This window comes from Clostridium sp. 16K-1-R1 (genome assembly GCF_023921145.1).
Taxonomy (GTDB): Bacteria; Bacillota; Clostridia; order Clostridiales; family Clostridiaceae; genus Sarcina; species Sarcina perfringens.
In genome coordinates this window covers 3,001,849-3,018,021 of record NZ_CP046515.1, presented here as the reverse complement: position 1 = coordinate 3,018,021, position 16,173 = coordinate 3,001,849, and the positions used below count along the sequence as shown (strand labels likewise).

Here is a 16,173-nt window from a genome sequence, read left to right as displayed (position 1 = left end):
AATTAATATAGAAACAACAAGCCAAATTGGCAAAACCAATTTCTATTCTTTGTAAAATGAGAACTATAACTAATATAGGTCAAGCTACAAAGGGCGCATGGTGAATGCCTTGGCATCAGGAGCCGATGAAGGACGTGATAAGCTGCGATAAGCTTCGGGTAGGCGCACATAGCCTGAGATCCGAAGATCTCCGAATGAGGAAACTCACATGGGAAACCCCATGTATCATTAAGTGAATACATAACTTAATGAAGGTAACCCAGGGAACTGAAACATCTAAGTACCTGGAGGAAGAGAAAGAAAAATCGATTTTCTTAGTAGCGGCGAGCGAAAGGGAAAGAGCCCAAACCGGAAACTTGTTTCCGGGGTTGAGGACATAACATAAAGAGAAGTAATGGCTAATTGAAGAGAACTGGAAAGTTCCACCGTAGAAGGTAATAGTCCTGTAAATGAAAGCTAGTATAATTGAGTTATGATCCAGAGTACCACGAGACACGTGAAACCTTGTGGGAAGCAGGGAGGACCACCTCCCAAGGCTAAATACTACCTGATGACCGATAGTGAAGCAGTACCGTGAGGGAAAGGTGAAAAGAACCCCAGGAGGGGAGTGAAATAGAACCTGAAACCGTGTGCCTACAACCGCTCAGAGCCCCTTATGAGGGTGATGAGGTGCTTTTTGTAGAACGAGCCAACGAGTTACGGTATGTAGCAAGGTTAAGTACTTAAGGTACGGAGCCGAAGGGAAACCGAGTCTGAATAGGGCGACTAGTTGCATGCCGTAGACCCGAAACCGGGTGACCTATCCATGGCCAGGTTGAAGCGAGGGTAAAACCTCGTGGAGGACCGAACCACGTTGCTGTTGAAAAAGCATGGGATGAGCTGTGGATAGCGGAGAAATTCCAATCGAACCCGGAGATAGCTGGTTCTCTCCGAAATAGCTTTAGGGCTAGCGTCGAGTATGAGTAGTGGAGGTAGAGCACTGAATGGGCTAGGGGGCATAGCGCTTACCGAACCTTATCAAACTCCGAATGCCACATACTTTGAGCTCGGCAGTCAGACTACGAATGATAAGATCCGTGGTCAAAAGGGAAACAGCCCAGATCGTCAGCTAAGGTCCCAAAGTGTAAGTTAAGTGGGAAAGGATGTGAGATTTCTAAGACAACTAGGATGTTGGCTTAGAAGCAGCCATTCATTAAAAGAGTGCGTAATAGCTCACTAGTCGAGAGATCTTGCGCCGAAAATGTAACGGGGCTAAACTTACCACCGAAGCTACGGGCTTGAACTTAGTTCAAGCGGTAGGAGAGCGTCGTAACCGGGCTGAAGTCGTACCGTAAGGAGCGGTGGACTGGTTACGAGTGAGAATGTTGGCATCAGTAGCGAGATGTGGGTGAGAATCCCACAGGCCGAAAACCTAAGGTTTCCTCAGGAAGGTTCGTCCGCTGAGGGTTAGTCGGGACCTAAGCCGAGGCCGAAAGGCGTAGGTGATGGACAACTGGTTGATATTCCAGTACCACTACCATCGTTATTATCGATGGCGTGACGCAGGAGGATAGTGTGTGCTAGCTATTGGATGCTAGTCTAAGCGTTTAGGCAGTGAGAGTAGGCAAATCCGCTCTCATAATGCTGAGGCGTGATGGGGAAGGTTCCACGGAACCGAAGTACATGATTCCACGCTGCCAAGAAAAGCGTCTAGAGAGAGAAGTAGTGCCCGTACCGCAAACCGACACAGGTAGGTGAGGAGAGAATCCTAAGGCCGGCGGAAGAATTACAGTTAAGGAACTCGGCAAATTGACCCCGTAAGTTCGCGAGAAGGGGTGCCTACGAGAGTAGGCCGCAGAGAATAGGCCCAAGCAACTGTTTAGCAAAAACACAGGTCTCTGCTAAAGCGTAAGCTGATGTATAGGGGCTGACGCCTGCCCGGTGCTGGAAGGTTAAGGGGAACACTTAGCGCAAGCGAAGGTGTGAACTTAAGCCCCAGTAAACGGCGGCCGTAACTATAACGGTCCTAAGGTAGCGAAATTCCTTGTCAGGTAAGTTCTGACCCGCACGAATGGCGTAATGACTTGGGCACTGTCTCAACTGTAAATCCGGCGAAGTTGTAGTGCGAGTGAAGATGCTCGCTACCCGCGATTGGACGGAAAGACCCCGTAGAGCTTTACTGTAGCTTAGCATTGAGTTTTGGTATTGTCTGTACAGGATAGGTGGGAGACTAGGAAACCAGGGCGTCAGCCTTGGTGGAGTCAACCTTGGGATACCACCCTGACAGTACTGAAATTCTAACTGGCGGCCATGAATCTGGTCACAGGACATTGTTAGGTGGGCAGTTTGACTGGGGCGGTCGCCTCCTAAAAAGTAACGGAGGCGCCCAAAGGTTCCCTCAGAACGGTCGGAAATCGTTCGAAGAGTGCAAAGGCAGAAGGGAGCCTGACTGCGACACCCACAAGTGGAGCAGGGACGAAAGTCGGGCTTAGTGATCCGGTGGTACCTCGTGGGAGGGCCATCGCTCAACGGATAAAAGCTACCTCGGGGATAACAGGCTGATCTCCCCCAAGAGTCCACATCGACGGGGAGGTTTGGCACCTCGATGTCGGCTCGTCGCATCCTGGGGCTGAAGTAGGTCCCAAGGGTTGGGCTGTTCGCCCATTAAAGCGGCACGCGAGCTGGGTTCAGAACGTCGTGAGACAGTTCGGTCCCTATCCGTCGCGGGCGTAGGAAATTTGAGAGGAGCTGTCCTTAGTACGAGAGGACCGGGATGGACTGACCTCTGGTGTACCAGTTGTTCCGCCAGGAGCACAGCTGGGTAGCTAAGTCGGGAATGGATAAACGCTGAAAGCATCTAAGCGTGAAGCCAACCTCAAGATGAGATTTCCCATAGCGTAAGCTAGTAAGATCCCTTGAAGAACACAAGGTTGATAGGTCGGGGGTGTAAGCATGGTAACATGTTCAGCTGACCGATACTAATAGATCGAGGGCTTGACCAAATATAGTATTAATTATGTGCAATTTTGAAAAAACAAAATATTTCTAATAATCTGGTGATGATGTTCTTTAGGGTAACACCCGTTCCCATTCCGAACACGACGGTTAAGCCTTTAGAAGCCGATGGTACTGCACGGGAGACTGTGTGGGAGAGTAGGTGGTCGCCAGGTCAGTATTCCTCGATAGCTCAATGGTGGAGCACTCGGCTGTTAACCGATAGGCTGGAGGTTCGAGTCCTCTTCGAGGAGCCAAATCTAGTGATGATGCGTTTAAGGGTAACACCCGTTCCCATTCCGAACACGACGGTTAAGCCTTTAACGGTCGATGGTACTGCACGGGAGACTGTGTGGGAGAGTAGATGGTCGCTAGGTAAGATAAAGCTTGAATTTTAATTCAAGCTTTTTTATTTTGTAATTTTTATAATATCCACATGAAAGGTTTAATTTTTAAAATTAGATTTTCCTGTGGATATTTTTATTTTAAAAATTATCCACAGAATTTATTGAATTAAAATATAAAATATATTTGTGGATAACTTTTGAGTAGTAATACTTGTCCTATAGCAAGTTGAATTATTATATTATAGTTTAGATTATTTTTAATAAGATTTATAATATTTAAATTTATGTCTTAAGATTGTGAAGTTAAGTTTATGCGGTTTGAGTTTTAAATTAAGTTTAAAAGCACAATTACATTAAAAATAAGATAAGAATATATATTTATTAATAGAATCTTATATTTTTAAATAAAAATTTAAATAAAAAAAGATTTGTATTTTATAATTGATATTCTCTCTATATATAATTTGAGTTAATTTTCAAATATTAATTTAACAACTTTAATAGTTTTTTGCTTTTTATTATCTTTAATACTTTTTAGGAATATAGTAGTATTTACGTTATTGTAAATAGTATAAGTTTCTGTTGATAAAATCTTTCTTATTTTACTTGTGTATAAATTTTAAGAAATTCTCTAATAAAGAGTTTAAAATTAAGGAACACTTTTTATTCTTAAGAATACAATATAGTGTGGTTAAAATATTAAATTATAGTTATAAATTTAATTAATAAAAAGTAATGTATAAAAATAAGTTATAAAAAAATAAGGTATAGAAAAATAAGTTATAAGGATAAATCATAAAAATAGATTATAAAAATAGATTATAAAAATAGACTATAAAAATAGACTATGAAAATAAATTGTAGAAAAGTAATTCAAAATTAAAATATAGTAATTTACTAATTAATTCAATATGAGTTAAGTCTTTATCACATAAAAATAATATTTTTAAGTTAAATTAATGTTATTTTTAGAAAAGGAGCTTTTTAGTGGCTTTATAATGTATTTTTTGTTATATATTAATCTAATAAATATATTTTTATAAAAAAAATCATAAAATTTTTAAAAAATGTATTGACATATTAGCTATATATCTATATAATTAATACTTGTGAAGAGCAAATGTTCTTTGGTGGTAAGGCTCGATAGCTCAGTCGGTAGAGCAGAGGACTGAAAATCCTCGTGTCGCTGGTTCGATTCCTGCTCGAGCCACCAGTGTGGCGCTATAGCCAAGTGGTAAGGCAGAGGTCTGCAAAACCTTTATTCCCCGGTTCAAATCCGGGTGGCGCCTCCATAAAAAACCTCAGTAACTTTACTGAGGTTTTTGCTTTGCAGAAATTTACATATACACACTAAATTTTATTCCAAACACTAAGAATTAAGTGGATTTATATTTTATAAATCCACTTTTTTCATTAAACATTAAAAGGGACATGTTAATATGTCTTTTTTAGTTTATTTAGCATAAATAAAAGTAAATGTTATGCAGTATCTGGAACTCTCTCCTTTATTCTTCTTAAACCTTATTATAAATAAAAGTACATTTTATGTGGTAGCTAATAAATTCTTATAGCCTTAGTGCAATCTACATGTTTTATTGATGGTTATGATATTAGTTTATCCTTAGCTAGAATATTAATTTCACTATTAACCATAAGAAACATTTAATATTTTATTATTAGTTTATCTTTAGCTGTGTCGAAAAGAATTGATGATCCTATTGGTAAGGTTATATTAGGATAGTCATGACCAAAAGGAATATTATATATAATTGGTTTTTTATATGGTAATAGTATAGAAAGTATAGTATTTATTGTTTTAGGATTATACGGTGTGAAATGTCCTATTAAAAAAGCTCTACAAGAATCTAGTTTACCTGAAAGTTTTAATTGCATTAAGTATCTATCTATAGCATAATTCTCTTCATTTACATCTTCAATCATGAGAATTTTATTTCGAGTATTTATTTCATAAGGAGTTCCTAAGGTGCTACATATCATAGTTAGGTTTCCACCACAAAGAATTCCTCTAAATAGTTCCTTATTTTCCACTTTAAAATCCTTTGTAGATATGTTAATTAAATTGCTCTCATCAGTAAGCAGTGATAGAAAGCTATTTTTAGTTATTTCATCTGAACTAATTTTAGAATTTATCATAGGTCCATGAAATGTTATTAAGCCTGTCTTTTGAGATAAGTAATTTAAGAGAACTGTTAAATCACTATAGCCACATAAAATTTTAGGATTTTTTTTAATTACTCCTATATCTAAATAGGGTAACATTCTTATACATCCATACCCACCTCTATAAGCTACTATTGCTTTAACTTCCTTATCTTTAAACATCTCCATTAAATCTTCAGCTCTTTCTTTGTCAGAAGCAGCTAGATAATCATTTTTTCTTCTTAAATATTTTCCTTCTTTAATTTTAAAGCCAAGATTTTTAAATGAGGATATATTATAGTTTATTACATCAGCACTATCTCCACTGGCAGGGGAAACAATACCTATAGTATCACCAACTTTTAATTTTTGAAATTTCACCATAAAACCTCCTAAAAAAATAGAGAGCATAAATTGCTCTCAATAATCTTTTAGTTAATTATATGCAAAAATATTTTTATGGTTACAGATAAATTTAAAACATATCTTTTTTATATAGTATAAATGCTATTACACCACAAAGTATTACAGATAAAGTCATTATTATATGGAACCCATATGGATGGTGTAATAGTGGTAAGTAGTCAAAGTTCATTCCGTATATACCAGAGATAACTGTAAGGGTAGACATAAGGATTGTAACTGAAGCTAAGACTTTCATCACTATGTTTAGGTTATTAGAAATAACAGAAGCAAAGAAGTCCATGGTACTACCTAGAATGTTACTATAAATATCAGTCATCTCAATAGCCTGTTTATTTTCTATTATTACATCTTCTAAAACATCTTTATCTTCTTCATATCTTTGAATAACATCAAGTTTTAACATCTTTTCTAATGTAATTTCATTAGATTTTAAGGATGTTGAGAAATATACTAAGGATTTACTTAATGAGTGCAATTGTACTAACTCTCTGTTTTTCATTGATTTATGAAGACGCTTTTCTATCATAATACTTTTTTTATCTATTTGTCTTAAGTATAAAAGATAATATGTAGAAACTCTGTTTAGAATTTGTAAAATAAATCTTGATTTTTTAAATGAGTAAAAATTACGAACTTTGTTTGAAGAGAAGTCGGTTAATACCTTGCTATTTTTTAAGCATACAGTAATTAATTCATTTTTTGTATGAATTATTGCTAATGGATAAGTATCATATGTTAAGGAGTTATCCTCCATTTCTGTAAAAGGAATATCGACTATTATTAATATAAAATCTCCTTCAATTTCTATACGAGAAGTTTCTTCATCATCTAAAGGTGCTCTTAAAAATTCTAAAGGAACTCCTGTTTTTTTAGAAATAAGAAGTAATTCTTCCTGAGAAGGTGCTATTATATTAACCCAACAACCTGGTTCAAGGGAAGCAATTTTCTTTAAAGTCCCATCATTTTCACTTAAAGATTTATATATCTGAATCATTTTCTCCCTCCCAAAGCATTAAGTTATATTTTGTTTCAATTATCATTAAACAAGTTATTTAAAATAAAATCAAGATAATTTTTATAATTAGCTTAGATATAACAAAGAAAGTAATAGAAATAAAGAGGTACAAGCAATACAATTACTATAAACTTTAAATATGAGCAATTAAGATTGAAATCAATAAAATTTTACACTTATCTAGGTAGATTTAATTTTTGAAAATTAGTATAATGTGATTTGTTTATAATATTAAAAGTCGGGGGATTTTTAAATGGGCACTATGCATAAGGAAGTTGTCAAAAAAAGAAGGGATGTAGCTATTGTAATTAGTATAGTTTGCATGAGCTTAGCTATAAGCCTATCTAATTTTTTTGGCAATATTAAATTTGAGTCTTTTAATGCAGAGACAATAACAGATCCAATATTTCTAGTTTTAACATTAGTTATATTCTTTAGAGAGTATAGAAAATGTAAGACAAGTTATAAATATTCCATAGTAGCTAATCAACTAATGATTCATAAGGTGAAAGCTAATAAGCAATCAACTTTAGAGAACATAAAGTTAAATAATATTGTTTATTTAGGTAAAGATTATTCTAAAGAAGCAAAGGATTTTAAAACTTCTTCTTGTAAGAAATATGTGTGTAGTTTATTAGATAGAACAGGTCATTATTGTTGTATATATAAAAATGGTGATGGATATAATAAATTCTATTTTAAGCCAAGTAAAACACTTGTTGATAAATTAGAAAAAAACTTAGCTATTTAAGAAAAGAGAGTCTTTTGACTCTCTTTTTTTAATATAAATTTTCCTTAGACATATTGAAGGTTTCTTTAACCTCTGAAAGAAGAAAATCGCTTTCTATAAGATCTAAGGCTGTTGAAATAAGGGCATAAGAAGCTGAAAGCGCTTGTTCTTGAGCAAAGGATGATATTGTTGCATCTGCAAATTCTTTAGTTCCATAGTCAATATTTACATTATCAACTATGTTTATATAAGGATGAATACAAGGTACCTTGTGACTTACAGTTCCTAATGAAAGACCAGCATCTATATCTCTTGGTTTTCCTATGTTTATTATTCCGTTTTCTTTTAAATTATGACTATATAATCTATTTAATACTTGATTAGATAAAAGCTCTTCATTAGGTGGCTCATAAAGTTCAACACAACTTTCTAAGTTCATTGTGTCAGAAATACAAGCAATAAGGTTTCTTATTTTATTTTCTATACATTTTGCAGTTTTGGTGCTTTCTGCTCTTATATATAATTTACCTTCTGATTCAACAGGTCTTAGAAGAGGTGTAACGCCTCCTTGAGATAAAATAGTGTGTATGTTAGCTTTCTTACAGAAGCCCTTAGATAAAGCGTTTATTACATTAAAAGTTAGCATAGTACCATCTAAAGATGTAAAACTATCAAAATCTAAGAAACTTAATCCATCATGACCTTTAAAAGTTACTTTTAGAGGTATAATTGCCTTTGAAGTACCACTTTCAGAGGTTATTATATCTGGGTGAGTTGTTAATACCACATCTATATCATCAAAAATACCTTGTCTAACATAAGTAGACTTAGTTCCACCTAAATATTCTCCAGGACATCCTATTAATATTACTGTTCCACCAGACTTTTCAATTACCTTGCTTAATCCTAAGGCACTTGTAATTGATATAGTAGTAAGAAGATTATGACCTGTTATATGTCCTCCCTTAGATTTAATAGCATCATATTCGCATAAAAAGCATATTTTAGGGTATCCATTTCCTTTCTTAGCATAGAAAGCAGTATCTAAATCTAAAAATTTTTCTCTTACATCAAAATCTCTATCTCTTAGGAAATTACATATATATTTGCAAGCGTCATATTCTTTGTAACTATCTTCAGGATTATCATGCAGAAATTTACAAAGATTAAAGAGAGCTTCTTTTTCTGTAGATAAATAAGAAATAACTTCCTGTCTCATTGAAAAAACCTCCTAAATATTTATAGGATTAGTTTGTGCTACAATAGAAAAAATATTAATTTTTATTTATTTAAATATTTTTCCTGCTGAATTATGTATAGAAAAATATTATATGGAAAAAATATAGAAAAATAGAGATTTAAGGAGTGTTATCTATGAATAAGTCAATTTGTATAATTTGTGGCAAAGAGGGTAATGGTATAATGATAAGAGGAAAATTAATATGCACAGAATGTGAGAAAAAAGCTATAAGTTGTGATATTAATAGTGAATTCTATGAGTTTTATAAAAATAGATTAAAAGAAGAAGTTTATAAGAAAAAATTAGGGTAACAGAGGAGTGGTTAACTTTGAGAAATATTCCTATAATTAATGGGATATCAATGTACTTAAGAGAAGAAATAGTACCTTTTTCTATGCCAGGTCATAAGAATGGACGAGGCTTTAAGGGATTTGAAGAAATACTTTTACAAGGTGATTTAACTGAAGTTGAAGGATTAGATAATTTGCAGCATCCAGAGGGAATAATTAAAGAAGCTGAGGATAAACTTTCTAAGTTATATAAAAGTAAAAAGAGTTATTTTTTAGTTAATGGAAGTACTTGTGGAAATTTAATAATGATATTTTCTTTGTTTAAAGAAGGAGATAAAGTTTTAGTAGAAAGAAATTGTCACAAAAGTATAATGAATGGAATAATAATGAGAAAATTAAAACCAGTTTTTATAAATAATATATTTCATTCAAAATTAAAAGCACCAGTAGGAATTGATTTAAATCATTTAAAAGAGCAAATAAGTTTAAATAAGGATTTAAAAGGAATAATATTAACCTACCCTAATTATTATGGCGTAGGAGTTAATATAGATGAGACTATAAAAATAGCTAGAGAGGCAAATTTAAAAGTTGGAATAGATTCAGCTCATGGAGCACACTTTGGATTTAACAAGTTATTGCCTGAAAGTGTACAAGAATTAAAGGCTGATATAGTTGTAATGAGTGCTCATAAAACTTTACCAAGTTTAACACAGACTGCTTGGATGCATGTTAACAATGAGGATTTTATTGAAGAAATAGAATTTTATAAAAACATTTTTATGAGTACTAGCCCTTCATATATGTTTATGATGAGTTTAGATTATTCAAGAAATTTTTTAGAAGAACATGGTGAAGAGGCATACAATAACTTGTTTAAGATCATAGAGGATTTTAAAAATAATATTAAGGACTTATCATATTTTAAAATATTAGATAAGGAATTTTTAATTAATGGATTAGAAAAAAATATTAAGATAAATGATATTAAGATAGATAATAGTAGAATAGTACTAAACTTAAGGGAAAATTTAAATGGGAATAAACTATTAGATTATTTAAGAAGTAAAAATATACAATGTGAAATGAGTGATAATAAAAATGTTGTTTTAATACCGTCACCATTTAATACTGAAGAAGATTTTAAAATTTTAAAAGATGCTTTAAAATCTTGTGATATAAATTGTCTTAAAGATGAAGAAATAGATTTTTATTTAACAGATTTACCAGAGAAAAAATTAGAACCTTTTGAAGTTTTAGATTTAGAATATGAAAGAATTAATATAAATGATGCTGTAGGTAAAATTGTAGCAGAGAGTATAGTTCCGTATCCACCAGGAGTCCCTATGCTAATAATGGGCGAAGTAATAGAAGAAAGACATGTTAAATTACTTAATGAGTATATGAAAAATAAAGTAGATTTAATAGGGATAAAGGATAAAAAAGTTAAGGTAATAAAGAATAAGTAAATACTTAAAGAATATATTAGTTAGGTTGTATCGAAGTTGGGAGTTAAATAAAGAATATAATAAGTATTTTTTATTTATAAGATTTTGGTACAACCTTTTTAATTTATTAAATAAACGATTAGAAGATTATTTGATATAATAATCCTTGTATTAAAATTATTACATAAGACTTTTTAGGGAGTTTTATAGAATTTATTTAATATATTTTTAGAGAAAAAAACGTGTTTATATAGATTGGAGTAGTTATGGGTAAAATATTTTGCATAATGGGGAAAAGTGGTTCTGGTAAGGATACTATTTTAAAAGAGATAAATAAGGTTGAAGATTTAAATTTAAAAACTATAGTTACATATACAACTAGACCTAAAAGAAATAATGAAACAGATGGAGTGGAATATTTCTTTATAGATAAAGAAAAGCTAGATGATTTTAATAGAGAAGGTAAGATAATAGAATGTAGAGTTTATGATACTGTTCATGGAAAATGGTATTACCTAACTGTAGATGATGGCCAAATAAACTTAGAAGAAAATAATTATATAGTTATTGTAACTTTAGAGGCTTATTCTGAGTTTAGAAAATATTTTGGAGATGAGAAATTAGTACCACTTTACATAGACTTAGATGATGGAGTTAGACTTGAAAGAGCATTAAAAAGAGAGAGAGAACAGAAAAGTCCTAATTATAATGAGATGTGCAGAAGATTTTTAGCAGATAATGAAGATTTTAGTGAAGATAAATTACTAAATAACAATATAATTAAGAAATATAACAATTACAATTTAGAAGAATGTATAAGTGAAATATATGATGTAATAAGAAAAACTTCTAAATAATCTGGGGGAAAATAATATGAAAAATGCATTAAAGTTAACTTTTATTGGATTTCTAATAATATTAGTAGGAATATACTTAGCGGTTTCTGATATAGATACATATGGAGTACATAAAGTTCTTACTATAGTAGGAGTTATTTTAGCTGGTTTTGGCATAAAGAGCATAAAATAACTTAGCTATTAAAAATATTAATTTTAAATAAAAAGTAAATTATATAACTTATGAAATTAAAGCAATAATAAGGTTTGGTTAAGGGTTGTAAATAATGATATAATTATTTAAAACATAAATTTGAATTTTAGGGTAGAGATGTGAGGAGGACGTGTTATGAAATTAGTAATATCTATAGTTCAGGATGATGATGCTTTAGATTTAGTTGATGCGTTAAATGAGAAAGGTTATAGTGTAACTAAATTAGCTACAACAGGTGGATTTTTAAAATCAGGAAATACTACACTTTTAGCTGGGGTTCAAAAAGAAAAGGTTGATGATGTTATAAGTATAATAAAAGATATATGCCAAACAAGAAAGGGCGTTGTAAGTTCATCTGCAAGTGTTTCTGAACCAGGTGGAGTGTATATACCATATCCTATGGAAGTGCAGGTTGGAGGAGCTACAATATTTGTTGTTGATGTAGATAAATTTATAAAGATTTAAAATAGAAAGGAAAGTGCATAAATGATAGGTCACAATAAAGTTAGAGATAGATTTAGTAAAAGTGTAAGTAAAAATGCACTTTCCCATGCTCATTTAATTATTGGTGAGGATGGAATAGGAAAAAGTCTTTTAGCAGATGAATTTGCTTATAAGATTTTAGGAATACCATCACAGAGAGAACATGTAGATATTGTTCATTATAAATCTGAAAAGGCCTCTTTTGGTGTTGATTTAGTAAGAAATATTATAGCTGAGGCAAATAAAAAACCTTATGAATGTGATAGAAAGGTTATAATAATTCATAATGGAGAAAAGCTTACAGTTGCAGCACAAAATGCTTTATTAAAGACCATAGAAGAACCTCTTACAGGTATTTTTATAATAATTTTAAGTAGTAATATTGATTCTATATTAGAAACTATAAGATCTAGATGTCAAATACATAGGTTAGCACCTCTTAGTAAAGAGGAAATTAATTTATATATATCTAAAAAGTATAATGGAATAGATGATGAATTAAATAGAACTCTTATATCTTTTAGTGAAGGTATCCCAGGAAGAGTTGATAAATTCATGAATGATGATATTTTTAAGGATATAAGAAATACAGTTATAGAGATGTTAAAAGATATTGGGCATGGGAAAATAGAAGTTCCTATAAAATATTCTGATAAATTTTATAGCATGAAGGGTAACGAAGAGGAAATCTTAGAGACCATAACTATTTTTGCCAGAGACTCAATTATATTTAAGGAAATAGAAAGCAACTTGTCCATAATAAATGGAGATAAAATAGATGATATTAGAGAAATAGCTAGTAATTTATCCTATAATAAATTAAATAGGATAATAAAAGTAGTTAATGAGGCCAGAAATAATTTAAAAAGTAATACTAATTTATGGCTAACTTTAGATAGTATGCTGATTAGTATATTGGAGGAATAAAAATGATAGAAGTAATAGGAGTCAGATTTAAAAAAGCTGGTAAAATATATTACTTTGGTCCTAATGGTATAGAGATAAAGAAGGGTCAAAACGTAATTGTTGAAACTGCTAGAGGTATTGAATTTGGAGAATGTGTAATTGGTATAAGAAAAATTAGTGAAGAGGATATCGTTGCACCATTAAAATCTGTATTAAGATTAGCTACAGAGGAAGATATAAATAAGCATAAGGAGAATAAAGCTAAAGAAACAGAGGCTTTTGAAATATGCTTAAAGAAGATAGAAGAACATAATTTAGTAATGAAACTAATAGATGTAGAATATACATTTGATAATAATAAGGTTATATTCTACTTTACTGCAGAGGGTAGAGTTGACTTTAGAGAATTAGTAAAAGATTTAGCAACTATATTTAAGACAAGAATAGAGCTTAGACAAATAGGGGTTAGAGATGAGGCTAAAATGATAGGTGGACTTGGACCATGTGGAAGACCTCTTTGTTGCTCTACATTCTTAGGAGACTTTGCTTCAGTTTCAATAAAAATGGCTAAGGAACAAAGTTTATCACTAAATCCAACTAAGATATCAGGAATATGTGGAAGACTTATGTGTTGTTTAAATTATGAGCAAAGCACATATGAAGAAATAAGAAAAGAACTTCCTAGAGTAGGATCTGTAGTTGAGACTGAACTTGGAAAAGGTGAAGTAGTAGGTAACAACGTATTAAAGGAATTAGTAAGAGTTAAATTACCAAGAAAAAATGAAGAGATTATACAGGATTTTAAAATGTATGATGTAAAATTAATCTCAGGTAGCTATGAAGGTGAAGTAGAGGATACAAACATTAGATTAGAAATTACTGATGAAGCGGATAAAGCATTAATTAAAAATCTAATAAAAGATAATTAAAATTAAATTTTTAATACGGTATAGGGGTATTCTTTAGCATGTTAATTCTAATTTTACTAGAATAGGCTAAATATGCTTAAAAGAGATATTAAATACTTTAAAAATTAGCAAAAATATGATAATATAAATATGGTATTTTTATACCAACATTTTAGGAGGTGTTTTATTATGGCATACAAAATATTAGACACATGTGTAAGCTGTGGAGCATGCGCTGCTGAGTGTCCTGTAGATGCAATATCACAAGGAGATACTCAATTCGTTATAGATGCAGATACTTGTATCGATTGCGGAAACTGCGCTAATGTTTGTCCAGTAGGTGCACCAGTTCAAGAATAATATTATTAAAGATCATCTTCGGATGATCTTTTTTTTGCAGCTTTAAGCTGCTTTTTTTATTTTAAAGTAAATTTTGAATAAATGTAGGAGAGTGTTGGGAAAATATAATATAAAAAATGGTAGGAAGGGTGAGTGATTTGAAACTAAAGGATTTAAGAGTTCTAGAGGGGAGAAATATAAAGGGAGAAGAAAATCTTATATTTATAGACATAGAGGAATCTGAAAGAAAAAGATTATATTGGTTAATAAGTGATTATGAGTTCATATGCAGAAAGATGAATATGGAAGGTACCTTAAAAGAGGCTATATATAATGAGTTTGGAGGATGTGCGTGGTTAACTTACTCTAATAAGGAATTAGCTTTATTTATAATTGAAAGCTTAATAGAGAGAGTAAGTGCAGATAAATTATTAAATGAAGCTGTAGCTAAAAAGCAACGGATTTGGGAGTATAACTTATTAGAAGAGTGTTCTAAGAAAAAAATAGACTTCTTTAAAGAGGATGATGAAATAATAGTAGGGTATGGAGTTAATTCTAAGAGAATAAGTAAAGAGGATTATGAAAATAAAAATTATAATCTGGATTTAATAAATAATGGAGTTATTCCTATAGTATCTATAACAGGAACTAATGGTAAAACATCTACTTCAAGATTAATATATAAAGGTTTTGAGAATTTAGGGTATTTCTCTGGATTGGCTATGACTGGTGGGATAATTATAAATAATGAGTTTGTAAAGAAGGGAGATACTACAGGATTTTATAGTGCTAAAAAGGTTCTTACCAATCCACAGGTTGAAGTTGGGGTTTTAGAGACTGCTAGAGGTGGTATTTTAAGAAAGGGATTAGGATTTAAAAATTCTAAGGTTGCCATAATAACATCCTTAGCAGAGGACCACATAGGGGTAGATGGAATAAAAGATATTAATGATTTACTAGATATAAAATTAATTACAACTAGAGAAGTTTTACCAGAAGGAAAAGTAATAATAAAGGCAGAACCAAAGCTATATGAAGTTCTACAGACAAAAGAAAATTTAGTTTTATTTAATTCTAAAAAGAATGAATATATTGAAAAACACATGAAAAATGGTAAGGAAGCTTGGTTCGTAGAGGATGAAAATGTAATATTTTTTGATGGTAAAGATAAAAATATTATCTCTAATATAAAAGATTTTAAGTTTACTCATAATGGTAATTCAAAAACTAATATAAATAATATTTTGGTATCTATAGCTGCTATATATGAAGTACATAAAAATTTAAAGGAAGTAGTGGAGTGCTTAAAAAATATAGAGTGTGATGTCTATAACAATATTGGAAGACAAAACATAATTGAATTTGAAAATTTTAAGATTATATTGGATTATGGTCATAATCCAGAAGCCTTTGAGAAATTATTTTACCTAGCTAATAAGATCAAAAGAAATAAGATCATTTCTATAGTTTCATCACCAGGAGATAGGCTTGATGAATACATAAAAGAATTAGGAAGAATAGCAGGTAAAAATTCAGATACTATTATAATAAAAGAAACCTTTGATAGAAGGGGAAGAGAGGAATTAGAAATAACTAATTTAATAAAAAGTGGGATAAATGAAGTTGAAAATAAATCAGTAGAAGTATTATCAATAATAGATGAAGAAGAAGCTATCAAAAAGGCAATATCAATGGCCGAAGAAGGAGACATTATAGTAGATTTTACTCAACATTTAGATGTAGTAATACCTGTTATAAATAAATACTTATCTAATCATGGAAAAGAAATTATAGAGGTTGATTTAGAAGACTTTCACTAAAGAAAAAGACTATATCAAATTCCTAAGTAATGGAGTTT

Annotated in this window: 13 protein-coding genes, 3 tRNA genes and 3 rRNA genes; 16 read left to right on the top strand and 3 right to left on the bottom strand. The window is 31.4% G+C overall.

All coding sequences use genetic code 11. The annotated features are described in order from the left end of the window. Positions 1–77 precede the first annotated feature (77 nt). The 6 genes from GOM42_RS13610 (at position 78) to GOM42_RS13585 (ending at position 4,612) form a co-directional block, all read left to right on the top strand. Positions 78–2,981 (top strand): 23S ribosomal RNA (locus tag GOM42_RS13610). 50 nt (positions 2,982–3,031) lie between these two features. Beyond that, positions 3,032–3,149: ribosomal RNA gene (gene rrf, locus GOM42_RS13605) — 5S ribosomal RNA — on the top strand. Between the two features lie 6 nt (positions 3,150–3,155). Beyond that, positions 3,156–3,230 (top strand) — tRNA-Asn (locus tag GOM42_RS13600). A gap of 2 nt (positions 3,231–3,232) precedes the next feature. Then, positions 3,233–3,350, top strand: a 5S ribosomal RNA gene (gene rrf / locus GOM42_RS13595). Between the two features lie 1,107 nt (positions 3,351–4,457). Beyond that, a tRNA-Phe gene (locus tag GOM42_RS13590) sits at positions 4,458–4,533 on the top strand. Positions 4,534–4,537: 4 nt separating this feature from the next. After that, positions 4,538–4,612: transfer RNA gene (locus GOM42_RS13585), tRNA-Cys, on the top strand. Between the two features lie 370 nt (positions 4,613–4,982). On the opposite strand, the gene GOM42_RS13580 is transcribed toward GOM42_RS13585, so the two are convergent. Both GOM42_RS13580 and GOM42_RS13575 read right to left on the bottom strand, forming a co-directional pair. Next, a complete protein-coding gene (locus tag GOM42_RS13580) occupies positions 4,983–5,864 on the bottom strand; it encodes an LD-carboxypeptidase (RefSeq protein ID WP_049039901.1) in 882 nt (293 codons plus the stop codon). 91 nt (positions 5,865–5,955) lie between these two features. Next, positions 5,956–6,900, bottom strand: a complete 945-nt coding sequence (locus GOM42_RS13575; RefSeq protein ID WP_003459363.1) for a magnesium transporter CorA family protein — start codon at positions 6,898–6,900, stop codon at positions 5,956–5,958. Between the two features lie 274 nt (positions 6,901–7,174). Here GOM42_RS13575 and GOM42_RS13570 point away from each other — a divergent pair, with 274 nt between their 5' ends. Beyond that, on the top strand, positions 7,175–7,672 hold the full coding sequence (locus GOM42_RS13570; protein WP_003459375.1) for a hypothetical protein: 498 nt from the start codon (positions 7,175–7,177) through the stop codon (positions 7,670–7,672). A gap of 28 nt (positions 7,673–7,700) precedes the next feature. On the opposite strand, the gene GOM42_RS13565 is transcribed toward GOM42_RS13570, so the two are convergent. Beyond that, positions 7,701–8,870 carry an amidohydrolase gene (locus tag GOM42_RS13565; protein ID WP_049039907.1) on the bottom strand — a complete coding sequence of 390 codons (1,170 nt, stop codon included), beginning with the start codon at positions 8,868–8,870 and terminating at the stop codon, positions 7,701–7,703. Between the two features lie 155 nt (positions 8,871–9,025). On the opposite strand from GOM42_RS13565, the gene GOM42_RS13560 reads away from it, so the two are divergent. From GOM42_RS13560 to GOM42_RS13520, 9 genes are all read left to right on the top strand, one after another. Next, positions 9,026–9,202 (top strand): sigma factor G inhibitor Gin, encoded by a 177-nt coding sequence (locus tag GOM42_RS13560; RefSeq protein ID WP_110077568.1) that lies wholly within the window; start codon positions 9,026–9,028, stop codon positions 9,200–9,202. Positions 9,203–9,219: 17 nt separating this feature from the next. Beyond that, complete coding sequence (locus GOM42_RS13555; protein ID WP_049039912.1) at positions 9,220–10,650, top strand: aminotransferase class V-fold PLP-dependent enzyme; 1,431 nt, start codon at positions 9,220–9,222, stop codon at positions 10,648–10,650. A 245-nt stretch (positions 10,651–10,895) separates the two neighbouring features. Then, complete coding sequence (locus GOM42_RS13550; RefSeq protein ID WP_003459338.1) at positions 10,896–11,486, top strand: guanylate kinase; 591 nt, start codon at positions 10,896–10,898, stop codon at positions 11,484–11,486. A gap of 16 nt (positions 11,487–11,502) precedes the next feature. Beyond that, the gene (locus GOM42_RS13545; RefSeq protein ID WP_003452252.1) at positions 11,503–11,658 is read left to right on the top strand and encodes a hypothetical protein; all 156 of its coding nucleotides are present in this window, start codon (positions 11,503–11,505) and stop codon (positions 11,656–11,658) included. A 156-nt stretch (positions 11,659–11,814) separates the two neighbouring features. After that, a complete protein-coding gene (locus GOM42_RS13540) occupies positions 11,815–12,144 on the top strand; it encodes a cyclic-di-AMP receptor (protein ID WP_003459310.1) in 330 nt (109 codons plus the stop codon). A gap of 21 nt (positions 12,145–12,165) precedes the next feature. Next, a complete protein-coding gene (locus GOM42_RS13535; RefSeq protein ID WP_110077569.1) occupies positions 12,166–13,089 on the top strand; it encodes a DNA polymerase III subunit delta' in 924 nt (307 codons plus the stop codon). A gap of 2 nt (positions 13,090–13,091) precedes the next feature. After that, positions 13,092–13,997, top strand: coding sequence for a stage 0 sporulation family protein (locus GOM42_RS13530; protein WP_003452261.1), 906 nt, complete (start codon positions 13,092–13,094; stop codon positions 13,995–13,997). A gap of 168 nt (positions 13,998–14,165) precedes the next feature. After that, positions 14,166–14,336, top strand: a complete 171-nt coding sequence (locus tag GOM42_RS13525) for a 4Fe-4S binding protein (RefSeq protein ID WP_003452217.1) — start codon at positions 14,166–14,168, stop codon at positions 14,334–14,336. Positions 14,337–14,452: 116 nt separating this feature from the next. Beyond that, positions 14,453–16,135 (top strand): Mur ligase family protein, encoded by a 1,683-nt coding sequence (locus GOM42_RS13520; RefSeq protein ID WP_110077570.1) that lies wholly within the window; start codon positions 14,453–14,455, stop codon positions 16,133–16,135. Positions 16,136–16,173: the final 38 nt, after the last annotated feature.

Coding starts and splice junctions, on each gene's coding strand:
- GOM42_RS13580 (WP_049039901.1), bottom strand. CDS start 5,864: ATGGTGAAATTTCAAAAATTAAAAGTTGGTGATACTATAGGTATTGTT.
- GOM42_RS13575 (WP_003459363.1), bottom strand. CDS start 6,900: ATGATTCAGATATATAAATCTTTAAGTGAAAATGATGGGACTTTAAAG.
- GOM42_RS13570 (WP_003459375.1), top strand. CDS start 7,175: ATGGGCACTATGCATAAGGAAGTTGTCAAAAAAAGAAGGGATGTAGCT.
- GOM42_RS13565 (WP_049039907.1), bottom strand. CDS start 8,870: ATGAGACAGGAAGTTATTTCTTATTTATCTACAGAAAAAGAAGCTCTC.
- GOM42_RS13560 (WP_110077568.1), top strand. CDS start 9,026: ATGAATAAGTCAATTTGTATAATTTGTGGCAAAGAGGGTAATGGTATA.
- GOM42_RS13550 (WP_003459338.1), top strand. CDS start 10,896: ATGGGTAAAATATTTTGCATAATGGGGAAAAGTGGTTCTGGTAAGGAT.
- GOM42_RS13545 (WP_003452252.1), top strand. CDS start 11,503: ATGAAAAATGCATTAAAGTTAACTTTTATTGGATTTCTAATAATATTA.
- GOM42_RS13540 (WP_003459310.1), top strand. CDS start 11,815: ATGAAATTAGTAATATCTATAGTTCAGGATGATGATGCTTTAGATTTA.
- GOM42_RS13535 (WP_110077569.1), top strand. CDS start 12,166: ATGATAGGTCACAATAAAGTTAGAGATAGATTTAGTAAAAGTGTAAGT.
- GOM42_RS13530 (WP_003452261.1), top strand. CDS start 13,092: ATGATAGAAGTAATAGGAGTCAGATTTAAAAAAGCTGGTAAAATATAT.
- GOM42_RS13525 (WP_003452217.1), top strand. CDS start 14,166: ATGGCATACAAAATATTAGACACATGTGTAAGCTGTGGAGCATGCGCT.
- GOM42_RS13520 (WP_110077570.1), top strand. CDS start 14,453: ATGGTAGGAAGGGTGAGTGATTTGAAACTAAAGGATTTAAGAGTTCTA.